21 protein-coding genes, 3 tRNA genes and 1 pseudogene are annotated in these 26,509 nt (G+C 32.4%); 4 read left to right on the top strand and 21 right to left on the bottom strand.

The window, feature by feature from the left end:
• Nucleotides 1-111: 111 nt before the first annotated feature.
• Together pyrI and pyrB are read right to left on the bottom strand one after the other, a co-directional pair.
• The gene (gene pyrI / locus AB162_RS01005; protein ID WP_053097370.1) at nucleotides 112-597 is read right to left on the bottom strand and encodes an aspartate carbamoyltransferase regulatory subunit; all 486 of its coding nucleotides are present in this window, start codon (nucleotides 595-597) and stop codon (nucleotides 112-114) included.
• A gap of 27 nt (nucleotides 598-624) precedes the next feature.
• Nucleotides 625-1,566: an aspartate carbamoyltransferase gene (pyrB, locus tag AB162_RS01000; protein WP_053096707.1), complete on the bottom strand. Its 942-nt coding sequence runs from the start codon at nucleotides 1,564-1,566 to the stop codon at nucleotides 625-627.
• Nucleotides 1,567-2,029: 463 nt separating this feature from the next.
• On the opposite strand from pyrB, the gene dsbA reads away from it, so the two are divergent.
• On the top strand, nucleotides 2,030-2,665 hold the full coding sequence (gene dsbA, locus AB162_RS00995; RefSeq protein WP_053096705.1) for a thiol:disulfide interchange protein DsbA: 636 nt from the start codon (nucleotides 2,030-2,032) through the stop codon (nucleotides 2,663-2,665).
• A 22-nt stretch (nucleotides 2,666-2,687) separates the two neighbouring features.
• On the opposite strand, the gene AB162_RS02925 is transcribed toward dsbA, so the two are convergent.
• From AB162_RS02925 to dksA, 18 genes are all read right to left on the bottom strand, one after another.
• The gene (locus AB162_RS02925) at nucleotides 2,688-2,855 is read right to left on the bottom strand and encodes a Trm112 family protein (protein ID WP_082239273.1); all 168 of its coding nucleotides are present in this window, start codon (nucleotides 2,853-2,855) and stop codon (nucleotides 2,688-2,690) included.
• A 114-nt stretch (nucleotides 2,856-2,969) separates the two neighbouring features.
• The gene (gene rpsA, locus AB162_RS00990) at nucleotides 2,970-4,661 is read right to left on the bottom strand and encodes a 30S ribosomal protein S1 (protein WP_053096703.1); all 1,692 of its coding nucleotides are present in this window, start codon (nucleotides 4,659-4,661) and stop codon (nucleotides 2,970-2,972) included.
• Between the two features lie 126 nt (nucleotides 4,662-4,787).
• Nucleotides 4,788-5,468, bottom strand: a complete 681-nt coding sequence (cmk, locus tag AB162_RS00985; RefSeq protein ID WP_053096701.1) for a (d)CMP kinase — start codon at nucleotides 5,466-5,468, stop codon at nucleotides 4,788-4,790.
• Nucleotides 5,469-5,924: 456 nt separating this feature from the next.
• Nucleotides 5,925-6,623, bottom strand: a complete 699-nt coding sequence (gene gpmA, locus AB162_RS00980) for a 2,3-diphosphoglycerate-dependent phosphoglycerate mutase (protein ID WP_053096698.1) — start codon at nucleotides 6,621-6,623, stop codon at nucleotides 5,925-5,927.
• Nucleotides 6,624-7,296: 673 nt separating this feature from the next.
• On the bottom strand, nucleotides 7,297-8,295 hold the full coding sequence (gene pgl / locus AB162_RS00975; protein WP_053096697.1) for a 6-phosphogluconolactonase: 999 nt from the start codon (nucleotides 8,293-8,295) through the stop codon (nucleotides 7,297-7,299).
• A gap of 212 nt (nucleotides 8,296-8,507) precedes the next feature.
• Nucleotides 8,508-8,590, bottom strand: a tRNA-Leu gene (locus tag AB162_RS00970).
• Nucleotides 8,591-8,622: 32 nt separating this feature from the next.
• A tRNA-Cys gene (locus AB162_RS00965) sits at nucleotides 8,623-8,693 on the bottom strand.
• A gap of 106 nt (nucleotides 8,694-8,799) precedes the next feature.
• Nucleotides 8,800-8,874 (bottom strand) — tRNA-Gly (locus AB162_RS00960).
• Between the two features lie 62 nt (nucleotides 8,875-8,936).
• Nucleotides 8,937-9,485, bottom strand: coding sequence for a CDP-diacylglycerol--glycerol-3-phosphate 3-phosphatidyltransferase (gene pgsA / locus AB162_RS00955; protein WP_053096695.1), 549 nt, complete (start codon nucleotides 9,483-9,485; stop codon nucleotides 8,937-8,939).
• A gap of 119 nt (nucleotides 9,486-9,604) precedes the next feature.
• Nucleotides 9,605-10,831 carry a multidrug efflux MFS transporter MdtH gene (mdtH, locus tag AB162_RS00950; RefSeq protein ID WP_053096693.1) on the bottom strand — a complete coding sequence of 409 codons (1,227 nt, stop codon included), beginning with the start codon at nucleotides 10,829-10,831 and terminating at the stop codon, nucleotides 9,605-9,607.
• Between the two features lie 286 nt (nucleotides 10,832-11,117).
• The gene (gene lipA / locus AB162_RS00945; protein ID WP_053096691.1) at nucleotides 11,118-12,041 is read right to left on the bottom strand and encodes a lipoyl synthase; all 924 of its coding nucleotides are present in this window, start codon (nucleotides 12,039-12,041) and stop codon (nucleotides 11,118-11,120) included.
• A 95-nt stretch (nucleotides 12,042-12,136) separates the two neighbouring features.
• Nucleotides 12,137-12,754 (bottom strand): lipoyl(octanoyl) transferase LipB, encoded by a 618-nt coding sequence (gene lipB / locus AB162_RS00940; protein WP_082239272.1) that lies wholly within the window; start codon nucleotides 12,752-12,754, stop codon nucleotides 12,137-12,139.
• A gap of 285 nt (nucleotides 12,755-13,039) precedes the next feature.
• Entirely contained in the window at nucleotides 13,040-13,684 is a 645-nt protein-coding gene (gene nadD, locus AB162_RS00935; RefSeq protein WP_053096687.1) for a nicotinate-nucleotide adenylyltransferase, read from the bottom strand.
• 14 nt (nucleotides 13,685-13,698) lie between these two features.
• Entirely contained in the window at nucleotides 13,699-14,760 is a 1,062-nt protein-coding gene (gene holA, locus AB162_RS00930; RefSeq protein ID WP_053096685.1) for a DNA polymerase III subunit delta, read from the bottom strand.
• A 113-nt stretch (nucleotides 14,761-14,873) separates the two neighbouring features.
• A complete protein-coding gene (leuS, locus tag AB162_RS00925; protein ID WP_053096683.1) occupies nucleotides 14,874-17,480 on the bottom strand; it encodes a leucine--tRNA ligase in 2,607 nt (868 codons plus the stop codon).
• Between the two features lie 67 nt (nucleotides 17,481-17,547).
• Nucleotides 17,548-18,069: a 2-amino-4-hydroxy-6-hydroxymethyldihydropteridine diphosphokinase gene (gene folK, locus AB162_RS00920; protein ID WP_053096681.1), complete on the bottom strand. Its 522-nt coding sequence runs from the start codon at nucleotides 18,067-18,069 to the stop codon at nucleotides 17,548-17,550.
• A 12-nt stretch (nucleotides 18,070-18,081) separates the two neighbouring features.
• On the bottom strand, nucleotides 18,082-19,440 hold the full coding sequence (gene pcnB / locus AB162_RS00915) for a polynucleotide adenylyltransferase PcnB (RefSeq protein ID WP_260080704.1): 1,359 nt from the start codon (nucleotides 19,438-19,440) through the stop codon (nucleotides 18,082-18,084).
• A 161-nt stretch (nucleotides 19,441-19,601) separates the two neighbouring features.
• Nucleotides 19,602-20,075 (bottom strand): RNA polymerase-binding protein DksA, encoded by a 474-nt coding sequence (gene dksA / locus AB162_RS00910; protein ID WP_053096677.1) that lies wholly within the window; start codon nucleotides 20,073-20,075, stop codon nucleotides 19,602-19,604.
• Nucleotides 20,076-20,535: 460 nt separating this feature from the next.
• On the opposite strand from dksA, the pseudogene mrcB reads away from it, so the two are divergent.
• Nucleotides 20,536-22,875: pseudogene (mrcB, locus tag AB162_RS00905) on the top strand (bifunctional glycosyl transferase/transpeptidase); the annotation flags it as partial.
• Between the two features lie 135 nt (nucleotides 22,876-23,010).
• Nucleotides 23,011-23,355 carry an iron-sulfur cluster insertion protein ErpA gene (gene erpA, locus AB162_RS00900; protein WP_053096672.1) on the top strand — a complete coding sequence of 115 codons (345 nt, stop codon included), beginning with the start codon at nucleotides 23,011-23,013 and terminating at the stop codon, nucleotides 23,353-23,355.
• A 30-nt stretch (nucleotides 23,356-23,385) separates the two neighbouring features.
• Here the strand turns inward: erpA and mtnN are convergent, their stop codons facing one another.
• The gene (gene mtnN, locus AB162_RS00895; RefSeq protein WP_053096670.1) at nucleotides 23,386-24,078 is read right to left on the bottom strand and encodes a 5'-methylthioadenosine/S-adenosylhomocysteine nucleosidase; all 693 of its coding nucleotides are present in this window, start codon (nucleotides 24,076-24,078) and stop codon (nucleotides 23,386-23,388) included.
• A 785-nt stretch (nucleotides 24,079-24,863) separates the two neighbouring features.
• Between mtnN and AB162_RS00890 the strand changes: the two genes are divergently transcribed.
• The gene (locus AB162_RS00890) at nucleotides 24,864-26,501 is read left to right on the top strand and encodes a CTP synthase (RefSeq protein ID WP_053096668.1); all 1,638 of its coding nucleotides are present in this window, start codon (nucleotides 24,864-24,866) and stop codon (nucleotides 26,499-26,501) included.
• Nucleotides 26,502-26,509 lie beyond the last annotated feature (8 nt).

Here is a 26,509-nt window from a genome sequence, read left to right as displayed (position 1 = left end):
TCTATAACTTTATTGGCATTTTTTTATTAAACCAACTAGTTATATGTTGTTAATAATATTTTTAATTAACAAATTAATATTAATAATAGAAAGTTATTTATATAAAATGACTTATATTTTTATAAAGTCATTCATCTGACTAGATTCTACCGCACGTTGCTCAAATAATTTTTCGCAATATTTACATTTTAAATGAATTTTATTACCTATTATTTTAATACCGAATCCGGAAGCAACAGGTTCGCTACGGCTAATACAGTTGCTATTAGGACACATAAATATGTCATCAATATTATCAGGTAACGTAACAGTACTTTTGCATACTACATGGTAATTATCAATACGATTAACTGTAGCGTAAGGCGCATAAATAGATAACTGATTTGCTTGCTCCTTAGTCAAGAATACATTCTCTATTTTAATTAGATCTTTCTTCCCTTGCTTATTAGAAGGTAAATTTAAACCAATCGTAATACGTTCATCTGTTGCTACTAATTTAAACAAATTTAGTAGTTTTATTCCTACCTGCGACGGAATATGGTCTATAACTGTACCCCTGCTAATTGCTTCTACCTGTAGTTTATTATGCTGATTCATATTCATAAAAAATACCATAATAATTATTCATATAATAATATCTAATTGTTTATTTAACACTAGCGCAAGTAAAGCTTGTCTGGTAAATACACCATTACTTGCTTGTTGAAAATAATAAGCGTATGGTGTTTGATCAACATCATAAGCTATTTCATCTATTCGTGGTAAAGGATGCAGTACTTTAAGATTATTGCGTACTTTAGTGAGATTATGTTTCTGTAGCACAAACTGCGCTTTAACGTTCACGTACTCTGTTGGATCTAATCTTTCTTTTTGTACTCTTGTCATATATAGAATATCTAGCTGAGCTATTACATCAGCTAAGTTTACATGCATACTATACTTAATACCTTTATCTATAATAGATTGTAAAATATAAGCTGGTAGCCCCAGTGTCTCAGGGGCGATAAAATAAAAACGATTATCATTAAATTTAGTTAGTGCTTGAGTTAAGGAATGTACAGTGCGACCATATTTTAGATCACCTACCATAGCAATACTAATATTGTCTAATCTACCCTGAGTTTCATAAATATTGAATAGATCAAGTAATGTTTGTGTTGGATGCTGATTGGCACCATCACCAGCGTTTATAATAGGTACCTGACCGGAAAATTCTGTAGCAAGTTGTGCTGAACCATCCTGCGGATGACGTAATATTATAGCATCTACATAAGTACTAATAACTGAAATAGTATCAGCTAAAGTCTCACCCTTTTTACTCCATGATGTATTGCTAGCATCTGAAAATCCAACTACAGAGGCACCAAGACGATAAATAGCAGTTTCAAAAGATAATCTAGTCCTAGTAGAAGCCTCGAAAAAACAGCTAGCAATAATCTTATTTTTTAATAATTCTGGTTGTTGCCTAACCTTCAGGCAAGCTGCTATGTGTAACACTAGCTCTAATTCTTTGCGGCTAAAATCATTTATAGAAATAATATGCTTTCTATAAAAAGGATTAATCATATTTTTGGTACTCCTAACATTACATAGCGTACATTATTGTATGTACGTACTAACTACTATTCAACTAAGTAATAAAAAAAAAGCCCCTCCATTGGAGGGGCATGTAATAGAATAGATTACATATAATCTTGATTTTAGCATAAAATTTTAGTGATAATGATAATTAAAGAAATTGTTTGTTGTTTGCAAAAAGCAGAGACAGTAATACACCAATAGTAAACTTATGCTTATTTATGCTTTTTAGCATAAAACATTGTTCGGCTAATTGCTTTATTTTGCTTAATTTTTTTTATGTAACAATTATGTTGATTATATGATGAGTGATTATTAATTTTCATTAAAGAACAACAAATTATTATTAAAACAATAAAAAATTAATATGATTATATACTATTTGTGACCTCAATTAGTTGTATTTTACAATAGATAAAATAGTTTACCTAGCTATAGAGATTACTTGTATATGAAATTTTTTGTTGCTTTGATAATAAGTATTACTTTAGTAAGTAATACTTCAGCAGTTCAGTTTACTGAAGGTAAGGAATATATCTGTCTAAACAGACCTGCGACCAGTGAACCACAAGTTATTGAATTTTTCTCATTTTACTGTCAGCACTGCTATAAATTTTCTAATATCTATAATATAGATAGAAAATTAAAAAAATCATTACCTTATAATATTAAAGTGAAAAAATACCACGTAAACTACTTAGGACCACTTAGTAAACAGCTAACTAAAGCTTGGGCAGTAGCCATACAACTTGGCGTAGAAGATAAAGTCCGTCCAATAATATTCTATGGAGTACAATACACACAGTATGTTAAAACAACTAATGATATCAGAACAATGTTTATTAAAGCTGGGGTAAGCGCGAAAGAATATGATGCAGCCTGGAATAGCTGTGTAGTACAAACATTGCAGAAGCAGCAAGAAAAGGCAGCTACTGAGTTAAAATTAAGTGGAGTACCAGCTATGGTTATTAACGGTAAATATATGGTTAAATATGATGGACTAGATATTACATCAAGTGATGTGTACATCAAACAATTAAGTGATGTTGTTAACTACCTACTTACCAAGCCTAAGCATTATTTATAGGCATTTACTAATTAGTATCATTTTATTTGATTATCACACGTGCTTCGTTTGTCAGTAATACTGGTATATTAGCACGAATAGGATAAGCTAGTTCATCGAACTTACAAATTAGTTCATTATATTTTTTGTTTAAGTATAGTTTTCCATTACAGACTGGACAAGCTATTATGTCTAATAAGCGATAATCCATTATATCCCTAAAATAATAATAATAATAGGTAAGTTAGGTAACTTAGTTGTTAATAAATTAATTATATTAGTTTGCGTGCACGTAATACCTTGTAAATTTTTAACGTTAGTGAGACTAATTTTTTGTTGCTGCTTTGAAAGCTTCAACCATAGCGTTAGTAAAGTTCTTTTCTTCCTGCTTGTGATGAACAGTACTAGTACTAATAATCTTTTTATCATCAACTACTTCTTTTTCTTTAGTACGAACTGACAAGTTAATAACTCTATTTTTTCTATCTATGCTCGTTAATTTAGCTTCAATATTATCACCTATATGTAGCAATTTAATAGCATGTTCTCTTTCTCTATTAGAGTTATCCATTTCATAAGTACGTAAATAACCTTCAACACCACTTGCTAATTCAACTGTTGCACCTTGATTATCTACAGAAGTTATTTTTCCAGTAACCATTGTACCCTTTTTGTTCAAAGATAAGTAGTGATTAAAAGGATCTTCATCTAACTGCTTAATACCTAATGAAATTCTCTCGCGCTCAGCGTCTACTTGTAAAACGACAGCAGATATTTCGTCACCTTTTTTATACTCCCGTGCTGCTTCTTCGCCAGAAACATGCCAGAATATGTCGGACAAATGAACTAAACCATCGATACCACCTTCAAGACCAATAAAAATACCAAAATCTGTAATAGATTTAATTTTCCCTTCTACACGGTCACCTTTATCATGAGTTTCAGCAAATTTTTGCCACGGATTAGCTTGGCATTGCTTCAAACCTAGAGAAATACGACGACGTTCTTCATCTACATCAAGTACCATCACTTCTACTATATCATTAACATTAACTACTTTTGATGGATGAATATTTTTATTAGTCCAGTCCATTTCTGATACGTGTACTAGTCCTTCAACCCCTTCTTCTATTTCAACGAAGCAACCATAATCTGTCAAATTAGTTACTCGTCCAGTAAAACGATAACCTTCAGGGTAACGTTTAGCAATAGCTACCCATGGATCTTGTCCTAATTGTTTTAAACCAAGAGAAACACGGGTACGTTCTCTATCAAATTTTAAAATTTGAACACAAATTTCATCGCCAACATTAACAATTTCGCTTGGGTGTTTCACTCGCTTCCATGCCATATCAGTGATATGTAGTAGACCATCAACACCACCTAAATCAACAAAAGCGCCGTAATCTGTAAGATTCTTAACAATACCCTTTACTGCCATACCATCTTGCATCTCAGCTAATAGCTGATTTCTTTCTAAGTTATTTTCAGATTCAATAACAGCACGACGAGACACTACAACATTATTACGTTTTTGATCTAATTTTATTACTTTAAACTCTAGCTCTTTGCCTTCTATATGCAATGTGTCACGAAGCGGACGCATATCTACTAAAGAACCAGGTAGGAAAGCTCTAATACCATTCAGTTCAACTGTAAAACCACCTTTAACTTTACTATTTATTATTCCAATAACGGTTGCAGCTTCTTCATAAGCTCTTTCTAACATCAACCAAGCTTCATAACGCTTAGCTTTTTCACGCGATAATATCGTTTCACCAAAACCATCTTCTATTGCATCTAAAGCAACATCAACCTGATCATTAACTTTTATTTCTAGTTCTCCCTGGGCATTAAAAAATTGTGCTATAGGAATAGCAGATTCCGATTTTAAGCCAGCATCAACCAGAACAACGTCTTTAGCAATAGAAACTATTTTACCACGAACTATGGCACCCGGACGGGTTGCGATCTCTTTCAGAGATTCCTCAAAGAGTTGAGCAAAAGATTTTGTCATATTTGATCATCTTCAATTTTTTTAATTAACTTCCATCTATATTACTGGATGGGATTGCTATAAAGGCCTAGTTACTTATTTCATCCTGCAACAGAACATAATACATACTACTGTCTCTAGTTATCATTAGAATGATATAATTTTATTGATATGCCCAATAACTTTAGCTATTACTACGTCAATAGTAAGCTTAGTTGAGTCAATAATCAACGCATCATATGCTGGTTTTAGAGGAGCTACCATACGATTACGATCTCTATCGTCTCTTTCTTTGATTGAAGATAACAGTTGCTCAAAGTTAACACTAAAGCCTTGTTTCTGTAACTGTAGCATACGACGTCGTGCTCGTGCTTCGGATGAAGCATCGAGAAATATTTTAACTACAGCGTCTGGAAATACAACAGTTCCCATATCACGTCCATCGGCAATTAATCCTGGATTAACGCGGAATGCACGCTGACGATGTAATAATGCCTCGCGTGCTTGTGGTAAAGTGGCAATTGTGGAAGCAGTATTGCCTATTTTTTCGTTATATATTGCCTTGCTCATATCTTTTCCTTTAAATACCACACGGCATTGTCCATTTTTTACCACAAAGCTTACATCTAGATTTACTGCCAATGATATTAGTGCTTTTTCGCTATTAATGACTATATTATTATTTAGCGATAATAGTGCTAGTAATCGATACATTGCACCAGAATCTAATAAATGCCACTTGAATTGTTCTGCTAATACTTTGCATAGTATTCCTTTTCCAGAACCGCTGGGTCCATCTACGGTTATTACTGGTACAATACCTGTCATTTATTATTTTTATTTATTAAAAGTATAACATAGCAAATAATTATTAATTATTAAATAATATTTTTATTATTAAGAGATATAAGTAGCACAAAAAAAATAGGACAAGTTTTATTGATACATTTAAAATCTATGATAGTCATTTGCGTCCAAAACATGGCAGTAAGATGATAATTATAGATAGGTAGCAATATTTGTCGCTGCGCTATGCGCCCAGTAAAAAAATCAAATGTTTATATATTATTATATTAGTATAGTAATTTTTAAATCTGCTAATTTTTATAAAGCTCGGCCATAGCAAAAGAATTATTTATAGTTATCAGTAACTTTTAGTAAATGTATGATATAATGCATGCATGCATGCATGCTCATAGTCATAAATAGCCATAATATAAATAACTAATTAAAGTGATAATTTATATTAAGTAATAATATAGTGATTAAAAACAGCTACTATAACTATAACCCAAGGTAATAATGTTTAATAGGATGTTGATCCTCATCAAATTCATATATTAGTGGTACTCCGGTTGGAATATTTAGTTGAATAATTTCTTGTTCACTTAGTTTATCTAAAAATGTTACTATTGCCCTAATAGAATTACCGTGTGCTACAACAATTACTTGTTCGCCTTTTTTAAGGCGAGGTAAAATTGAACTGTTCCAATAAGGAACAATACGATTAATAGTCATTGCTAAACTTTCAGCAGTAGGTAGTTCATTAGTACTTACATTATAGTAGCGAGCATCATATCCTGGAAAACGTTTATCGTTGCGAGTTAATTCAGGTGGAATAACGGCAAAGCTACGTCGCCACTGTTGTACTTTTTTTTCTCCATATTTAATGGAAGTTTCAATTTTACTTAGACCTTGTAATGCGCCATAATGGCGCTCATTTAAGCGCCAAGATTTTTCTACTGGTAACCATACTTGATCTAACTCATCAAGTATAAACCATAAAGTATGGATAGCACGTTTCAGTACTGATGTGTACGCAAAATCAAAAATAAAATTTTCTTTTTTTAGCATTTTCCCAGCTTGTTTTGCTTCTTTACGACCTTGATTTGATAGATCAACATCAGTCCATCCTGTAAAACGATTTTCATTATTCCACTTACTTTCGCCGTGACGTATTAAAACTAATCTAATTACCTGCATTACATCAATCCTCAATTAAATTAAGTAAAAATATAAGTATTGACTATAATTTGAACTAAATGAATGAGATATATAATTATCACTTATAAAAAAAATGATTTAGCGACAGCTGCTGTTTATCGCTACAACAATAATTAGACCTGATATAATTTTTTTAATCCTGATATATGCAGGAAACAAGGAAAATTCTTAAAACAAAAAACTACTGGATAACTACGTAAATTACTAATTTTTTTTTATGTTTTAATGGTATATGTGCATCATATGATGCTATTCCCTACTTGAATTATCAAGCAACTTAAGCAGAAAAATTGTGTTTACTAGGACCTAACACTTAGCCTCGCCTACAGGTACAGTTAAATGTTAATTATAATTTGTAATTATACCTGTAACTATCATTGCAATAATTAATTTAATTTTAAAAGATAGTAATACTTTTTTTTAAGTAGTTAAAAACATAAATATTTAATATTATAAACTATAATTTAGTTACTATTATTTATAGTTTATTAGCATAAACTACTTTAGCAACTGCTAAGGTTTGGTGTAAGATATAAGAAAATTTTTTATTTAAAAATATATTGTATTTTTGTGTACTAGATAACTATAAGGTAACAATCTAGGTCATGGCTTACTTAAATAGATATAGCTATCTATGTATGGTATGTAATTACTATAATTGCAGAATAACTACAAAAATTGGGCCCTTTCCTACTAAGTTGCGAGATAATATATTAAGAAAACCATTAGTTTTATTTATACTATATACAGTAATATGATTTGATTTTTGGCCGCTGACAATTAAATAGCTACCTGTAGCATCAATATTAAATCCTCTTGGCTGTTTTTCAGTATTATGATGGCCAATTAGATGTAATTTGCTGCCATCATCAGAAACGCTAAAACATGCAATAATACTAGCACTACGATCACTACAATATAACCATTTACCATCAGGAGTGATATGTATATCTGCTGCCCATCTTACACCATAGAACAAATCAGGCATAAAATTTATAGTTTTTAAGATACAAGGAAAATTCCCGGCGTTACTATATATAGTAACGCTACTATTAAGTTCATTAATAACATAAGCGTATCTACCAGAATGATGAAATACCATATGTCGTGGACCAGTACCATCATTATTATGTACGGCCTCGGGTGAGCATGGCGTTAATGTTCCTGTTTTTTCTCTATAGAATAGACGAATCCGATCTTCTGTCAGACAAGGAACCCAAACTACTTTATTATTAGTATCTATATTAGATGAATGACAATTAATTAAACTATCGATAATCTGTATTGGTTTACTAGCAATCCCATTTTCATTTATTTGGCTTACGCTCAAACAACTTCCATTATATGAAGTACAGTATAAGGTACGCCCTGATAAATCAGTAGTCAAATGGGTTGGACTCAGAGTACTAGGTAATAATGATGTATTTTCTTCATGTAGTAATCCATTATTATTATTAATACTATAGCTAATTATACTACAGACAGGACGTACGCCAAGATATAGATGGGTTTTAGCTGGATGGATAATCATAGGCTGTCCTATTCCTGGGGTATTGACTACCTGTAGTAATTTTAAAATTCCAGATGTATCCATTTTAAAAACGTGAATATTCTTACTTTCAGGACTAGAAACGTAGACAAATGTCTTCATGTTGTTTCCTACTTGTTTGTACATTTTATGAAAGACAAATAGGTAATTTACTTTCCTAAATATTTCCTTATTATAAATAATTAAATATTAGTAGTTTAATAACTGTAAAATTATAAATTTACATTAATACTAACTCATACCTAAAAACAGTGACACATTATAGTTAAATATTTTCATTGTTTTACTTAAGTAAGATCTAAAAAAGAATTTTGTGCCTGGGACGAGACTCGAACTCGTACAGCTAAAAGCCGAGGGATTTTAAATCCCTTGTGTCTACCAATTTCACCACCCAGGCATAAAAAATCACCAAAAATTTAAATTTATGTCAGGCGCGTTCCGGAATCGAACCGATGTTCGCGGATTTGCAATCCGCTGCATAACCACTCTGCCAACGCGCCGTATATTAGCTATATATAATCAGTGAAGTTGCTGCAATTAGTTGCATTAGTATTAGTAAAGAAGAAAAAAATTAATTAATAAGTTAGTTATTAAATTATATTGATTTGGAGCGGGAAACGAGATTTGAACTCGCGACCCCAACCTTGGCAAGGTTGTGCTCTACCACTGAGCTATTCCCGCATTAGTATATTACTACTATATCTCTAGTTTAATTATGCTACCAATACCAGTCAAGATAATTACTATTTTTTTATTAATATAGTACACCATGCGACGTATAAATACTGAAATATAGAAAATAATGTTAGTATTACAGAAATATACAAAGAAATTATACCTAATATTACTAGCTCTTGATGATGCCATAGTAATGTAATTAATGCTAGCATTTGTACAGTAGTTTTTGCTTTGCTAATCCAAGTAACTGCAATATTACAGCGCTTACCTAATTCAGCCATCAATTCTCTTAATGCTGAAATAATAATTTCTCGTGCAATTAAAGTAGCTGCAGGTAAAGTAATGACATATGAGTGAAAATGTTCTGCTACTAGTACTAGTGCCACTGATACCATCAATTTATCAGCAACTGGATCAAGAAATGCACCAAAACTGGTAGTTTGTTTCAAATAACGTGCTAAAAAACCATCTAACCAATCAGTAACAGCAGCAATAAAGAAAATTAATGCGCTGATGCTATATCCCCACTGAAAGGGTAAATAGAATACCAGTACAAAAACAGGTATCATAATAACACGTAACATAGTAAAATAGGTAGGGATATTTAATCGCATTGTACTTTGGTAACTCTCTGGCTAAAAGAGACGTTACTAGAGCCTAATTAAATGCTCTATTATGTTGTAAATGTAATGTAATTTTATTTATATGTAATATAATTGTATTTCATGGTTAATTATTCCCTACTACTACGGTTCAACATTATAGGTTTTATCATAGGTTTGATAGGGCGCAGCTGAAACTGACAATAGAATACTAATAATGTAATAAGACCTATAATTCCTAACATACACCAAGGTAACTGCGGTATATCTAGCTGGTTACCAATATCATATAACCATCCACCACCGCTATAACCAATAGCGCCTCCAAAAGCTAAGCCTATACGGCTAAAACCCATATAACTACCACGAGCACGATGATCTGCTAGTGATGCCCCTAAAGTTTCGCGTGCTGGTTCAGCTATAATTGATCCAGTATAAAAGATGCTAATTAGCAAAAATAAAACTTTTAGGTTATGAATCATACCGATCGGAAATAGACTCAAGAGCATAATCATTAGGCCAAACATAAACCTAGTTTCTAGACTAAAGCGTTTCTCACTCCATCTAGCAATTGGGTACAATAGCGATAACGATAAGGCAGCTTCAAGAGCATATGTCCATCTTACTGCAGCAAGCTGACCAGCTATCTCATGTACCCTAATAGGTAGCATCAACATTACTTGTACTGATAACATATAATATCCTGTTAATGTTAACACATAGGTAACAAAACGATGGTCATATAGTACTATTCGCATTCCTTCTATCATAGAAGTCTGTACCGTAGATATACGGTAAGCAGGAAGTAGCCAAGCGTTAAAAATAGCAGCTAAAATAAATAGTACTGCACCTGCTATACAAACTAATTCGAAATTATATTGTAGTAGCCAACTACCAAGTAGTGAACCAACCATAGCACAAGTACTGTCCTGTATCATTAATATTGAATAAAAACGACCACGCTCCCATGGTCTAGTTAGTTTAATAACTAGCGCAGTACGTGGAGGATCAAATAATGTGCCACCCAATGCTGATAGTGTACAGGATAACCATAGTAACCATGGTTCATCTGCAATACCCATAAAAAGAAAACCAATAGCACGCATTATCATACCGGTTATAATCATCGGTTTTGCGCCAATTTTATCAGCAAACGCACCACCAAAAATACCTAGCCCTTGCTGAATAAATTGGCGTATCCCAAGAGCAATACCGACCAACAGTGCAGCCCAACCAAGTTGATCGACGAAACGAATAGATATAAGTGGAAATACTATATAAAAACCCATTACTACTAACATATTATCTATAAAAAGAAAATACTTACCCAAGCTTCGAGCTTGTGATACCGAAGACATGCTACACCATAGGTTATATGAACAAAAAATGATCAATAAGAAGAAGATCATACATGAGATTGTGACAATTATTTTAGTTTAACGAGAGAGCAGTAATGGATGCTATTTTTGTAATAGCATACACATTATATAACTAAATTAGTTTTACTAATTTTTAATTAAAAAATATATATTTTCAACCCAAACTCACTAATTTTTTTTTAGTTAGTACTGCAACTTAATATATAAGTGCAATTTAACTTGATTGAGTACTGGTATTAAATTCTTAATAGTACATAATTATTTTTTATATACCTTTATCTTGATATTGTAAATCCGCGTGATAGGAAGAACGGATAAAAGGACCGCAATAAGCATGAGTAAAACCCATAGCTAAAGATTCATTTTTTATTTCATCAAATTCTTTAGGACTGACATAACGTTTTACAGGTAAATGATGAATGCTAGGCTGGAGATATTGACCTATAGTTAGCATAGTTACGCCGTTTAGACGTAAATCACGCATTACTTCTAATATCTCATCTTTTGTTTCACCTAAGCCCATCATTAGACCTGATTTAGTAGGTAAAGATGGATTACATTCTTTAAATGTTTTAAGTAACTTCAAAGAATGGCTATAGTTAGCACCTGGTCTAACTGTACGGTAAAGACGTGGCACATTTTCTATATTATGGTTAAATACATCTGGTGGCGTTTTGTTAAGTATTTCTATTGCTTGCTTCATGCGTCCGCGGAAGTCTGGAACTAGTATTTCGATACTAGTAGTAGCGTTTTTTGATCTTATAGCACTGATACAATCACTAAAATGTTTAGCGCCACCATCATGTAAATCATCACGGTTTACAGAAGTTATTACTACATAGCGTAATCCCATATTTTTAATGGTTGCAGCTATTTTTTCTGGTTCATTGATATCTGGATTAATTGGTTTACCATTAGCTACGTTACAAAAAGCACATCGGCGGGTACAAATTTTACCTAATATCATAAAAGTAGCAGTGCCACAGCTAAAACATTCAAAAATGTTTGGACAAGACGATTCCTCACAAATAGTATGTAAACCATTTTGTTTCATCATAGTCTTAATATAATTAATATTATAGTAATTATTTGGAAATTTAATTTTTATCCATGATGGTTTACGTAATTTTTCTTCACTATTAGTGTTATTTTTCGCTAAGTGCAAGTTAATTTTTTTAGGTTCACTCATATAAATATTAGTCCATCATCTAAATATAAATACTATTTATTATAATGTATCCTACTAAATTATATTTAGTAAGCAATGTGTTAATAACTAACGTATTAGGTTTTTATTAGCGATAGGAATGTATATATTAGTCTGTAAACTAAATATTCTATTCTAAATTCTACTGATAATAGCTGGCTAACTTGAGTCATACGTAATCCTGATTCACCGCAGGGATTAATAAGTAAAAATGGAGCTAAATCCATAGCTATGTTTAGTGCTAAACCGTGCAAAGAATAACCTTTTTTAATACGTAACCCAATAGAGCAAATTTTATATTTTCCGACGTATACGCCAGGGGCGTTAGCACGGGTATAAGCATTAATTGAAAAGTAGTCAAGAGTAGTGATAACAGTTTTCTCTAATAAAGAAACTAAATTACGTACACTCAGTTTACGTCTGCGTAAATCTAGCATAACATACATTAATTGTTGGCCGGGCCCATGATAGGTAACCTGTCCGCCACGATCGCTTTGTACCACTGGGATATCTCCAGGCATCAGCAAATTAGATGATTTACCAGCCTGTCCCTGAGTAAAGACAGGTGGATGCTGTACTAGCCATACTTCATCAGGAGTTTGCATTTTTCGATTATCAGTAAAATGGTGCATAGCTTGCAAAATAGATAGATAGGGCTGTATACCCATATTTCTAACAATAATATTATTAATAATTTATATCCACATTTTTTTAACTATTTGGGTAAAAGTATAGTAGTTGATATTAATTTAGTATGTATCGACATAACTATAAAAATAGTGATTATTCATTGTATTAATAATAAATTTTAGTTTCTAGCTAAAGCTTAAACTATTAATTTATAACTAAAAATTATAATTATGACAAAAAGATAAATATAAAACATATATATAAAAAATAAAAATAATTTACTAAATGTAATTAATTATAATTTATTGGTAATTTCTATTGTTAATAGATAACAAAACAGTATAAATATACTATCGATATAATCCTTGCTCTAAAATATAACCTTGTACAGAAGGAGTTAATAAATCACAACAAGGTAGAATAGCATGTAGGCGCCAGCGAATTTCACTAGCTGAGATAGCTAGTGCTGGTGTTGCAGCACAATATACTAGTCCAGCTGGTTGGTAGCACATAGCTGTAGGATCATTAGTTAAACGATTTTCTATCCATAAATAACTACTACTATAATGCTGGTAACAAGGTCTAGTGCAAACAATAATATGGCATAATTCTAATAATTCTTGACTTCTGTGCCACTGTGGTAACGTTAATAGGGAATCTTGACCTATAATTAACCCGATCGGGGCTATCGGACCATATTCTCTACGTATAGATTTAAATGTTTCTACCGTCAAAGATGGTTTAGGACTGTGTAATTCTCTTTCATCTATAATAAATAGCTCACATTGGGTATCTGCAATAGCTAGTCGTGTCATCATTAGTCTTTGATTAGGGGTAGCTTGTGGCTGTTTACGGTGTAGTGGAATTTTATTTGGTAAAATAATAACTCGTTTTAGATTGACTAGCTTGGCTAGAGCGATTACTGGCTGTAAATGACCATTATGAATAGGATCAAAAGTACCACCATAGAAAGCAGTTAATAATCTTTTAGCCATATATTTTATATTACTTAGATATATTCTATCATTTCTGCAGGAATAAGCTCATTACTACAACATAATAGCAGTGCTAAATTATTAATATTAGCCCATATATAATCACTATCACTAGCATCATTATTTGTATTCTTAATAGTTAGTTCTATCTTTAGAATTAGTGTTATGGCTTTATACAAGCGCTGTAAATTTATCCGCTTTAGCGCCTTCAGAAGTAAAGGTCTACGATTGATCCATATTTTATGTTGGTCAAATAATATTCTTATAGGCGTATCATTTATCTTATTACTAATATTAAGTAGTAGCAAAACATCTTGCTGGATGTAGCGTAGCAGTATCACTGGTTCTATAGCTACTAACCGTAACTTGTGTATAATATGACTAGCACGTTCATGATTACCTTCTAGTATAGTATTTATCAAATTAAAAATAGTAAAGTGAGAGGAATCATTTATTGATTGCTCTACCCGCGGTAGAGTAAGTATGCCATCAGTGTACATTAACTTGAGGAGCTCTAGTACATTGACCAATGCAGATAAATTTCCTTCATAGCAATAACATAGTAACTGACAAGCAGCATTATCTAGCGATAGCTGCATTTTTTTTGCACGGTTATGAACCCATAATGGCAATTTATCAGGTTCAGGCGTAGTGCAGTTAACTAACACTCCATGGTAGTTACTTAATACTTTTAACAATTTACTATTATAATTCACACTAAACATTTTGTTACTACGTAAAATTAGTAATAAATCTTTATTTAATAAAGATCCTAATATAGCTACTAATTTTTCTTCTATCATTGCAGTGATACCTTTTTCAGGTATTATCAATAATAAAGTTTGGCGACTTGCGAATAGGCTTCGTGTTTTACTTATACTATGTATAGTATCCCAATCTGTGACTTCGTCTAACACTATGCTATAATGTTCATTAAACCTAAGATTATGTGCCTTAGCGTAAATACTATTTTGGCTCTCTTGCAGCAAAAGTATATCATTACCAATCAGTAAATAGTAAGAATACAAATTAGTTTTTAGTTGTACTTCTAACTGAGAGGGATATAGCCTAATCATAGCTGTATCTCAATTATATGATATTTTATCATATAAAAATTATTTATTTTAAGCGTCAAAAGCTGTTATGCAAGTTTATTTTACTAGTAGTATCTATAATTAAATGTAATTTACTAACCTATAATTAGGTTCACCAGTTTTTTAGGTATATAAATTACTCTATTGGGTGTTTTTAAATTTAAATATTTCATAACAGACTTGTCTCTGTAAACAGATTCTAGTACTAATCTTTCGTCTGCATCAGCTGGAACTGTAATTCGACTGCGCATTTTACCATTAATTTGAACAATGATTAATATATTATCATTTAACAGTGCATTGTTATCTATTATGGGCCATGGAGCATTATCAATATTTTCTTTTCCACCTAATGCTTGCCATAGCTTAAAGCAAATATGAGGTGTAAATGGATATAACATACGTACTACAGCAAGCAGAGCTTCTTGCAAAATAGCGCGGTCTTGTGCATTTGTTTTCGATGCTTCGGATAGTGTATTTACTAACTGCATAATAGCAGCAATCGCAGTATTAAACGTTTGGCGGCGACTGATATCATCAGTTACTTTAGCTATTGTTTGATGTAATTCTCTACGTAATTTTTTTTGATCATTACTAATATTGGAATATTCTAGCGCAATTACCATACCAAGTTTAGTGTGTTTATATATTATCGTCCATAGACGTGTTAAAAATCTTTTAGCACCAGCTAAACCAGACTCTCGCCATTCTAAATTCATTTCTGCTGGAGAGGCGAACATCATAAACAAACGCAAAGTATCAGCTCCATATTTGTTAATTATAATATTCGGATCTACACCATTATTTTTAGATTTAGACATTTTTATCATGCCTGCATATACTAGCTCGTTACATTGTGAATCGATAGCCTTAACAATTGTTCCGTTTTTTTCACGCTGAACTGTTTTAACATTACTAGGTGAAACCCAGATACGTTCACCGGTACTACTATCTACATAGTAAAATGCATCAGCTAACACCATACCTTGACATAATAGACGTTTAGTAGGCTCGTCTGATTGAACTAACCCAGCATCACGTAATAATTTATGATAAAAGCGAAAGTACATTAAGTGCATAGTAGCATGTTCAATTCCGCCAATATATTGATCCACAGGTAGCCAATAGTTTGCTGCAGCAATATCTAATATTCCTTTATCATAATTTGGACAAGTATAGCGTGCGTAGTACCAAGAAGATTCCATAAAAGTATCGAAAGTATCAGTTTCACGCATTGCCGCATGATTATTATAAGTAGTATTAGACCATGTTTTATCATTTTTCAGGGGATTATAAATTCCTTCCATAAAAGCATACTCTGGTAAGATAACAGGCAAATTATCTATAGATGTTGTAACTATTGAACCATTTTCTAGTGTTATCATAGGTATCGGAGCACCCCAGTAACGTTGGCGTGAAACTACCCAGTCACGTAAACGATAGTTTACCTTTTTCTTACCTATCCCCCTTTCTATCAAAACTTTAGTAATGGCTTTATAGGCATCTTGATAATTTAGGCCATCGAATTCACCAGAATTATAAAGAACACCTTTTTCCATCATTGCTCGTGCACCTATATTAGGTTTACTGCTTTTATTAGGTTTACTGCTTTCTTCATTAAGAATGACAGTCTTAATAGGTAAGTTATATTTTTTTGCAAACTCCCAATCATGCTGATTATGTGCAGGTACTCCCATCACTGATCCAGTACCGTAATCAAAAAGTACAAAATTAGTCACCCATATTGGTAGTTTTTCTCCTTTAATAGGATGGATTGCGTATAAACCAGTAAATACACCTTGTTTTTCCATTTTTACTATGGCCGCTTCTGCTAATTGTGTATGGCTTTCATTATTAATGAAATCCAATAATTCTGAATTACAACTAGCAGCTTTTCTAGTTAGTACATGATTAATAGCTATTGCCAAATAGGTCACGCCCATTAAAGTATCGGGACGTGTGGTATAAACAGTAAGTTGTTCTTCTGTTTCTGCTACCTCAAATGTAATATTTATACCTTCAGAACGACCAATCCAATTACGTTGCATAGTCTTGATCTGTTCTGGCCAGTATTCTAGTTTATCTAGATCATAAAGTAATTGGTCAGCATAAGCGGTAATTTTAATGAACCACTGTGGAATTTTTTTGTAATTTACTTTATGACCACATCGCCAGCAGCACCCATCTATTACTTGTTCGTTAGCAAGTACTGTTTTATCAATTGAGCACCAGTGTACTAGTGAAGTTTTCTTATATACCAAACCATTTTCATATAATTGGGTAAAGAATAATTGTTCCCAACGGTAGTACTTTGGTTGACATGTTGTTATTTCACGGCTCCAATCGTAACTAAAACCTAGTTGCTTTAGTTGATTTTTCATATAATTAATATTAGCATAAGTCCAGTTTGCAGGTGCTGTTTTGTTTTTTATAGCTGCTATTTCAGCAGGTAAGCCAAAAGCATCCCATCCTATAGGTTGCAGTACATTTTTCCCTTGCATACGCTGATATCTTGCAATGACATCGCCGATTGTATAATTACGTACATGTCCCATATGCAGACTACCAGATGGATAGGGTAGCATAGATAGACAATAATATTTTTCTTTATTGATATCTTCTTTTACCTGGAAAGTTTCATTTTCATGCCAGTATTTCTGAATATCATATTCAATCTTTTGAGGGTCATAAAGCTCTTGCATAGCAGTTAATCATCCTTATCCTTATGTAGTAAAATACATTATCTGAGAACATAAACCTACCATATACTTATCTCTCAGTAATTAGAGAGGTATCATCCCATAATATCATGCCATTTCTATTAATGTTTCTTCTGATGGCAACTAGGGATGTGCCATCAGGTAATATGATATTAGGAGCAATCTCTTCTAGCGGATAAATAATGAATTCACGGTTATGCATATCGTAATGTGGCACAGTTAACTTACTTGTTGCTATTATTTTGGTACCAAATAGTACAATATCTAAATCTAAAGTACGGGGCGCAAAGCGGTACTTTTGACGTGTACGTCCATGTTGTATTTCAATTATATTTATATAATATAGAAATAATTCTGGCGTAAGTTCAGTTTCTAATGCTACCACAGCATTAAGATAATCAGGCTGATTATTATTATAATTATAATTATTGACTAATGGTCTGCTTCTATAGTAAGAAGAACACATAACTATACTTGTTTTTGGGATTGCTCCTAAAGCAGATAGTGCTTTTGTTACCTGTAGCAAAGGTTCAGATAAATTACTACCAACTGAGACAAATACAAGTTCCATAATAATTTATTTTTATTTCTCTTGATTTAGTAGACTCATAGTATGTATCATATTACGATGTAAAGTTAATGTAGTTTGTAATTTATTCCACCAGTTGTGAATACGCTGTAATTCAATATTTTTTTCTACTTCAGCGCGTAGTACTAGTAAATCATAGGCACTGCGAAACTTGGGATGTTCTATTAATTTTTGAGCTTTTTTACCATTATAAAGTGATAACTTGAGTTGTAATTGCCACATATCACGTATAAAGATTGTTATCTTTTTAGGAATAGCTAATGTATTTGACTGTTCATCTAGTACATCATTAATAGCAATTATAAAAGCATCAAAATAGGCAATTCTGCTATCTTTTGTTTTTTTTTGCACAGAATCTAATAAAGGATACCATAGCATAGCAGCAAATAAAAAAGCAGGATTAACCATACTTGCTTTATGAAATTTATTGTCGTTATATGAAAGTACTTTTGTGATCATTCTTTCCATATAACTGTCGCCGTTCTCGGTAAATTTTCTACTAATCAATGGAAATAGTTTTTTGAACAGCTGATATTGACAAAGTAAGCGATAAGTTTGTTCACCATACCCAGTTTGCAGTAATTTCATAGCTTCGTCGAATAGCCTAGCTGGAGGAATATGATCTAATAATTTTGACAGTCTAAGAATAGGTTTTGCTGTTTCTTCACTTATAGTCATGTTTAATTTAGCTGCGAAGCGCACCGCGCGTAGCATTCTAACGGGATCTTCCCGATACCTGGTCTCAGGATCTCCAATTAAACGAATTTTCTTATCTTTTATATCTTTTAAGCCACCTGTATAATCTCTTAAAGATAAATCTATAACACTATAATAAATACAATTTACAGAGAAATCTCTTCGCTGAGCGTCTTCCTCAATAGAACCGAAAATATTATCACGTAATAACATCCCATTTTTGCAGGTTAGTGAGGTAGCTGTTGTAGTCGTACTACTATATTGATTTTTAGGATCAATTCTTTTGTGATGACCTCTTAAAGTAGCAACTTCAATTATTTCTTTGCCGAATATCACGTGAGCAAGACGAAAGCGGCGACCTACTAGTCGGCAATTACGAAATAATTTACGCATTTCTTCTGGAGTAGCATTTGTAGTAATATCGAAGTCATTAGGTTTTTTACCTAATAAAATATCTCTCACACAACCTCCTACTAAATAGGCATCGAATCCTGCTTTACTAAGACGGTAAAGGACCTTTAATGCATTTGCACTGATCTCTTTACGAGAGATGGAGTGCTGATTGCGTGGGATAATAGTTAAAGTTAATGCCAATTCAGTGTCAACATTTTCACTATTAAGTCCCTGACGGCAACATTTTGCTGTTCGGGTAAAAATAGTTAACATCAGTAATAATAAATAATTTTAAGTAAAATATGTATTTTATGTATGTGCACACTTAGTGAGTAAAATTATAACAGTACGTACTTACTGTACTAATCAACTATGGGAAATTAGGTAATGTATCAATAAGCTAGCTTATTACTTACTACTAGGAGCTAGTTATTATCTAACATCTGCTTGTCTCTTATTTCTGCCAAAATTTTGCAGTCGATACATAAATCAGCAGTAGGTCTAGCTTCTAAACGACGAATGCCTATTTCTATTCCGCAAGATTCACAGAAGCCAAAAGCATGTTCTTCTACTTTTTTTAGTGTTTTTTCAATTTTCTTAATTAACTTACGTTCGCGATCAAGATTACGTAGTTCAAGGCTAAATTCTTCTTCCTGAGCTGCCCTATCTACAGGATCAGGAAAATTTGCTGCCTCATCACGCATATTAGAAACTGTGCGTCCAACTTCATCTCTCAGCTGATTGCGCCATGCTGCTAGAATACGTCTAAAATATAACAGCTGAGCATCATTCATATATTCTTCGCCAGGCTTCTGCTGATATTGTTCTACTCCAGCTATAGCGAGAATACTTAATGAGGATTTTTTACGATTGGTAATTTTTTTCCCTTGTTGTTGCATATTACTTTTCCTTTTCTTACTAACCAAATAATAACTAACAATACCTAATATTTTTTGAAAAAATCGGTCTATAATTAAGGCTAGCTATATTAGCTCAAATTGCTATGTTCTAACGTAGTATCATAACTACTAACCTAGTTTCTACTAAGATACTATTTCATGACAAAATAAATAACAATCAATACATCCATAATTATATGATACTGATCATATCAGTAATATAATCATATTATAAAATATTCTAAAATAGATGTTTCTGCTTTTATCTTAGCAGATTATGGCAAAGTAATAGTAAGAGGTAGGATCATCTGTGTCAGTAATCTGGAGAATTACAAACATGTCTGATCATTACAGTGAACCTATTCAACTTTACCGAAAACTGATAATAAAATTTATACATTTGAAAAATAATTTATCATTTCGAATATTTTATATTAAAATAAAACAACATATATGTATTAATTTTTTATATAAATTAATAATATTATTATTAATGTTAATAACATTAATTATTATATATGGATTTTATTTAGATACGCAGTTACGTTACCGTATCAACGGTAATATTTGGCAGTTACCTGCTGCTGTTTATGGACGTATTGTCCACCTTGAGCCTGGTATGTCCTATAGCCTTAATGACCTAGTAAGACTGTTAGAAGTACTAAAATATAGTCTAGTATCAAAAATTACTCGTCCTGGTGAGTTTATAATACGTAATAATAGTATTGAACTGTTCCGTCGTTCTTTTCCTTTTCCTGATGGAAAGGAAGGACCTATTAGAACTAGTATTACTTTTAAAAACAAAAAAGTACTAAAAATTAATCATAAAAATATTAAAAATAATATTGGCTTATTTAGATTAGATCCTAAATTAATTACCATACTTCCTTCTACAAACGGGGAGCAAAGATTTTTTTTACCACTAGATGATTTTCCCCCTCTTCTAGTAGAAACACTTATTGCTACTGAAGATAGGTACTTTTACCAGCATTATGGTATTCGCTTGACTTCTATTTTTCGTGCTTTCCTAGCAAACTTTACCGCTGGGCACACAATACAGGGAGGTAGTACACTTACCCAGCAACTAGTAAAAAACTTATTTTTTAGTAATAAAAGATCATTTTGGCGTAAGTTAAACGAAGCATATATGGCATTATTATTCGATTATCACTATAGTAAGGACAGAATTTTAGCACTTTACCTAAATGATGTCTACCTTGGTCAAAGTGGCAATGAGCAGATACGTGGTTTCCCGCTTGCTAGTATGTATTACTTTGGTAGACCTATAAATGAAATTAGTTTAGAACAGCAGGCAATGTTGGTAGGAATGGTTAAGGGTGCTTCTTTGTATAATCCATTACGTCATCCGAAACTAACGATAGATCGTCGTAATATTGTGCTTAAATGTTTAGAAGCACAGAATATTATTAATCTAGATCTGTATAAAAAATTGATTTCCCGTCCGCTTAATGTACAGCTAAGTTGTAGTATTTTTATGCCGCCGCATTCTTTTATTAACATGGTATATAAAGAATTTAATCGTAATATTAAAATAAAAATTAATACACTATCCGGCATAAAAATTTTTACTACTTTAGATCCAGTTTCTCAATGTTCCGCAGAAAGAGCAATTAAGTTAAGTATTCCAATTCTAAGAAAAAAAAATAGCATTCCAGACCTAGAGAGCGCAATGGTAGTTGTAGATCGTTTCAGTGGAGAAATTCTTTCTATGGTAGGCGGTTCTGATACGCGCTTTGCTGGTTTTAACCGTGCTATGCACGCACGACGTTCAGTTGGATCGCTTGCTAAATCAGCTACATATATTACTGCTCTTAGCCAACCAAATAAATATAGGCTAAATACTTGGATTACTGATGAACCACTTGCTATTCCAACTAAAAATTGTGGTATTGGTAGTCGTATATGGTTTCCTAAAAACTATGACCGACAGTTCCGTGGTAAAGTGATGTTAATTGACGCATTTACTTATTCTATCAACGTCCCCATGGTTAATCTAGGTATAGCCGTAGGGTTAAATAATATTATTAATACTTTTATTAAATTAGGGATCCCAGTATCAGTAATTCATCCTATACCTTCAATTATACTAGGTGCTATTAGTCTAACGCCATTAGAAATAGCACAGCAGTTCCAAACTATTGCGAACTATGGTAACCATGCTACCTTATCAGCCGTACGTGCAGTTATAAGCGAAGACGGAAAAATATTGTATCAAAGTTTACCACAGTCCGAACGGGTAATTCCAGCTCAAGCTGCCTACCTAACTTTATATGCCATGCAACAGGTCGTAGAAAGGGGTACATCAATATTGATCTCTGAAAAATTTTCTGAATATAATATTGCAGCAAAAACAGGTACCACTAATGAACTACGTGACAGCTGGGTGGTGGGTATAGATGGAAAAGAAGTTACTGTTATATGGCTTGGGAAAGATAATAATGAACCAGCTAAGCTTACTGGTTCTACCGGTGCTCTTACTGTGTATAATAGCTATCTAAATAACAAAACTCCGATTAAGCTTAATCTTATTCCTCCAGAAGGAATAATTAATATGTATATTGATTTGTTTGGAAAATTAGTTTGCGCTAAAAATAGCGGACTACGTCCTATACCGATTTGGACTGATGATCCGATATCATTGTGTAATATAGAACAAGGTTTTCCAACAGGAGCTAACTATGAATATGAACCTAGGCAGAAAAAAATATTACAATTAGATAAAAAAAATTATCTACAAAAAGTCTTTGGTTGGTTGAAAATTTTTTCACAACAAAATTAATTGTTAGGAACAAATATAAAAACATTATCAGTAGTTTCTAATATACTATCCTATCTTCTGATTAATAAGTAAATTATTTTAGTAAAAAATAAAATTAAGTTAATTTATATTAATTAATAAGGATAAATACAAGTTATGAAAGAAACTACAAGTTTTCCTGTAACATTTACTGATTCCGCTGTACACAGAGTACAACAGCTTCTTGCAGAAGAAGCAAACAAAAATCTTAAGTTAAGAGTATATATTACTGGTGGTGGTTGTAATGGCTTACAGTATGGTTTTACTTTTGATGATAAAATTAATCATGATGATTTCACTATAGAAAAACAAGGTGTTATGCTGGTTGTAGATCCAATTAGCATGCAATATTTATTGGGAGGATCAGTTGATTTCAGCGAAGGACTAAAAGGTTCGCGCTTTATTGTTACTAACCCTAATATAAAAACTACTTGTGGATGCGGATCTTCATTTAGTATATAAGTATAGTATATTATATAGCAGCTAGGCTGGTTAGGATATAGCCAGTACCATTTCAGCAACAACAATTGATAAATTAGTTGCCACTACTTTAATATTATCTCTCAATTTTTTTTGAGATAAGTTATCTGCAAAATCGGAGATAGAACGTATTACTACAAATGGTATAGAAAATCTATAGCATACATGAGCAATAGCAGTAGCTTCCATATCTACCGCTATTGCTTGCGGAAAATTATTTTTTATATAGGATAGTTTTTGCCCTCCATGGATAAATGAGTCTCCGCTAAGTATAATACCAAGTAAAGCATGTAAACCAAGACTTTCTGTGATTGTTTTAGCTAACTTTACTAATTTAGGTGCAGCTTTAAATGATGATGGGCACTGTGCCATCTGTCCTATATCATAGCCAAATGCTATTAAATCTACATCATGATAAATAACTTTATCAGATATCACAATATTACCTATTACTAAATTAGGATAAATACCACCAGCTGAACCAATATTTATGACTAATTCCGGTTTAAAATGATATAGTAATAGTGTAGTTCCTAATGCTGCGGAAACCTTCCCAATTCCTGATTGGACTAAAGCTACTTTTCTTCCTTGCATATATCCGCTATAAATTTTACATCCAGCCTGTTGCCAAATAGTAATTTTTGTTAATTTCTTTCTAAGCAATAAAACTTCTTGTGCCATCGCACCTATAATACCAATTATCATAAAATTTCTCTTTATTGAGATTAATTAGTAATTAGTATATTTATTATTTTTTTTAATAATTTAAAGTATTTCTTTAATATTAATTAATAACTAAATATAGCAGCAAGAGCAACATACTTATTTATATAGGTATAGTAGTAGTATATGATGCTGCATGCATAAAATTTTAATACAACTAGATAGTAGTAGTAGTTAAGTAGTAGTTAAATAGTATAGTAATAATATTACGTAATCTTGCGTGCTGCTTGGCTTTGTATTTATTTAAACACTGACTTATCCTTTCCTTATTAGGTAGGGGAGTGATAACGAACGATAGCTTATCTTATTATTATGTACATGGACTTTATTTATATACATACGGTAGTAAAAAATATTTTTTCTGCATTTTACGCAGGACTAGTAGTTGTTAAGTTATTTCAGTATAAAATTTCGTGATAAATATTAGCATAATTAATAATTTTTATTATATTTATTTATATAAAAATTTTATTAATTTTAATTAAACTTACAATTTAATACTTATTATCATTAATATATTAGTCCTGTACTAGGACTACGTAGCAAAACTATCCGATAATCACTATGCAGAACTATGCTAACTTAACTAAGTATTGCTGCTGCGCACTTTTTATATCCATAACTAATAATAATTTATATTATAGATAACAAACAGCTATCCAACCAAATAATCAAAAGTATTTGTTATGGAATGTTTGTGTAAGATTGAGGTATATTATTTTGCTATATTTTTTATTAGGTTTTGCTATGCTATTTTCATATTAATTATGAAAACTAATTATATTTTTGTGACAGGAGGGGTTGTATCATCCTTAGGTAAGGGGATTGCTGCAGCATCACTTGCCGCTATCCTAGAAGCTAGGTGTCTTAACGTTACCATTATTAAGTTAGATCCATATATTAATGTAGATCCAGGTACTATTAGTCCTATTCAGCACGGAGAAGTATTCGTTACAGAAGATGGTGCAGAAACAGATTTAGATCTTGGGCATTATGAACGTTTCATACGTACTAAAATGTCGCATCGTAATAACTTTACTACTGGCAGTATATATTACGATGTCCTGCATAAAGAGCGACGTGGTGATTATCTTGGGGCTACTATTCAGGTTATTCCCCATATAACTAACGCAATCAAAAAACGTATTATTGAGGGCGGAGAAGGCCACGATATAGTCTTAGTAGAAATAGGTGGGACTGTAGGTGATATCGAATCGCTACCTTTCCTAGAGGCTATAAGACAAATGGCAGTAGAAGTAGGACGGACTCATACGTTATATATGCACTTAACTCTAGTACCCTACATAGATGCGGCAGGTGAGTTGAAAACTAAGCCAACACAGCATTCTGTAAAAGAGCTGCTGTCTATTGGTATTCAGCCTGACGTACTAATTTGTAGATCTTATCGTACAGTACCTAGCAACGAAAGAGCAAAAATAGCTTTGTTCTGTAACGTATTAGAAAATGCGGTAATTTCACTTAAAGACGTGGATTCTATTTACAAAATTCCTGCACTATTACAGTCGCAAGATCTAGATGATTATATTTGTGAGCGTTTCAACTTGACATGTCCTGAAGCTGATCTTTCTGAGTGGGAACAAGTTATTTATCAGCAAGCTAATCCAGTTGGTGAAGTTACTATAGGTATTGTAGGAAAATATATCGAATTACCGGATGCTTACAAATCAGTTATGGAAGCACTGAAACATGCAGGACTTAAAAATAGTATTACTGTCAACATTAACCTTATAAATGCTCAACATGTAGAAACAAGTAGTTTAGATATTCTAAAAGACTTAGATGCTATTTTAATTCCAGGAGGCTTTGGATATCGAGGTGTAGAAGGTAAGATAATTACTGCGCAATACGCTAGAGAGAATAATATTCCCTATTTAGGTATCTGTCTTGGTATGCAGATAGCTATCATAGAGTTCGCTCGCAATGTAGCTGATATGCCTGAGGCTAACTCTACAGAATTTATTTCTTACTGTAAGTATCCTGTAGTAGCACTAATTAATGAATTGTGCACAACAAATGGTAATGTAAAATTACTTAGTAAAACACGTAATTTAGGAGGGACTATGCGTCTTGGTAGCCAGCCTTGTAAACTTACTTACGGCAGCTTAGCACGTAAAATATATGGTCATGATCTAATAATGGAGCGCCATCGTCATCGCTACGAAGTAAATAATATTTTTTTGCCACAACTTGAGGAAGCTGGACTTCGCGTATCAGGGCTATCATCTGATAACAAGCTAGTAGAAATTATAGAATATCCAGATCACCCCTGGTTTGTTGCTAGTCAATTTCATCCAGAATTTACTTCAACTCCACGTGATGGTCATCCTTTATTTACAGGATTTATCAAGGCCGCCATGGAATATCAAAAAACCAGAAAAAAATAATATTATTA

The organism is Candidatus Palibaumannia cicadellinicola (genome assembly GCF_001269425.1).
In the GTDB taxonomy this organism is placed as follows: domain Bacteria; phylum Pseudomonadota; class Gammaproteobacteria; order Enterobacterales; family Enterobacteriaceae; genus Baumannia; species Baumannia cicadellinicola_A.
The sequence above is the reverse complement of the archived record's forward strand: the minus strand, read 5'-3'. Positions and strand labels throughout refer to the sequence as shown.

Excerpts from the sequence above, each read along its gene's own strand:
- pgsA (WP_053096695.1), bottom strand. The coding sequence starts at position 9,485 with ATGCGATTAAATATCCCTACCTATTTTACTATGTTACGTGTTATTATG.
- mtnN (WP_053096670.1), bottom strand. The coding sequence starts at position 24,078 with ATGATAATTGGTATTATAGGTGCGATGGCACAAGAAGTTTTATTGCTT.
- rpsA (WP_053096703.1), bottom strand. The coding sequence starts at position 4,661 with ATGACAAAATCTTTTGCTCAACTCTTTGAGGAATCTCTGAAAGAGATC.
- lipA (WP_053096691.1), bottom strand. The coding sequence starts at position 12,041 with ATGAGTGAACCTAAAAAAATTAACTTGCACTTAGCGAAAAATAACACT.
- pyrB (WP_053096707.1), bottom strand. The coding sequence starts at position 1,566 with ATGATTAATCCTTTTTATAGAAAGCATATTATTTCTATAAATGATTTT.
- pyrI (WP_053097370.1), bottom strand. The coding sequence starts at position 597 with ATGAATCAGCATAATAAACTACAGGTAGAAGCAATTAGCAGGGGTACA.
- dsbA (WP_053096705.1), top strand. The coding sequence starts at position 2,030 with ATGAAATTTTTTGTTGCTTTGATAATAAGTATTACTTTAGTAAGTAAT.
- nadD (WP_053096687.1), bottom strand. The coding sequence starts at position 13,684 with ATGGCTAAAAGATTATTAACTGCTTTCTATGGTGGTACTTTTGATCCT.
- pgl (WP_053096697.1), bottom strand. The coding sequence starts at position 8,295 with ATGAAGACATTTGTCTACGTTTCTAGTCCTGAAAGTAAGAATATTCAC.
- AB162_RS00890 (WP_053096668.1), top strand. The coding sequence starts at position 24,864 with ATGAAAACTAATTATATTTTTGTGACAGGAGGGGTTGTATCATCCTTA.
- dksA (WP_053096677.1), bottom strand. The coding sequence starts at position 20,075 with ATGCAACAACAAGGGAAAAAAATTACCAATCGTAAAAAATCCTCATTA.
- mdtH (WP_053096693.1), bottom strand. The coding sequence starts at position 10,831 with ATGTCTTCGGTATCACAAGCTCGAAGCTTGGGTAAGTATTTTCTTTTT.
- holA (WP_053096685.1), bottom strand. The coding sequence starts at position 14,760 with ATGATTAGGCTATATCCCTCTCAGTTAGAAGTACAACTAAAAACTAAT.
- leuS (WP_053096683.1), bottom strand. The coding sequence starts at position 17,480 with ATGCAAGAGCTTTATGACCCTCAAAAGATTGAATATGATATTCAGAAA.
- gpmA (WP_053096698.1), bottom strand. The coding sequence starts at position 6,623 with ATGCAGGTAATTAGATTAGTTTTAATACGTCACGGCGAAAGTAAGTGG.
- cmk (WP_053096701.1), bottom strand. The coding sequence starts at position 5,468 with ATGACAGGTATTGTACCAGTAATAACCGTAGATGGACCCAGCGGTTCT.
- erpA (WP_053096672.1), top strand. The coding sequence starts at position 23,011 with ATGAAAGAAACTACAAGTTTTCCTGTAACATTTACTGATTCCGCTGTA.
- folK (WP_053096681.1), bottom strand. The coding sequence starts at position 18,069 with ATGGAACTTGTATTTGTCTCAGTTGGTAGTAATTTATCTGAACCTTTG.
- AB162_RS02925 (WP_082239273.1), bottom strand. The coding sequence starts at position 2,855 with ATGGATTATCGCTTATTAGACATAATAGCTTGTCCAGTCTGTAATGGA.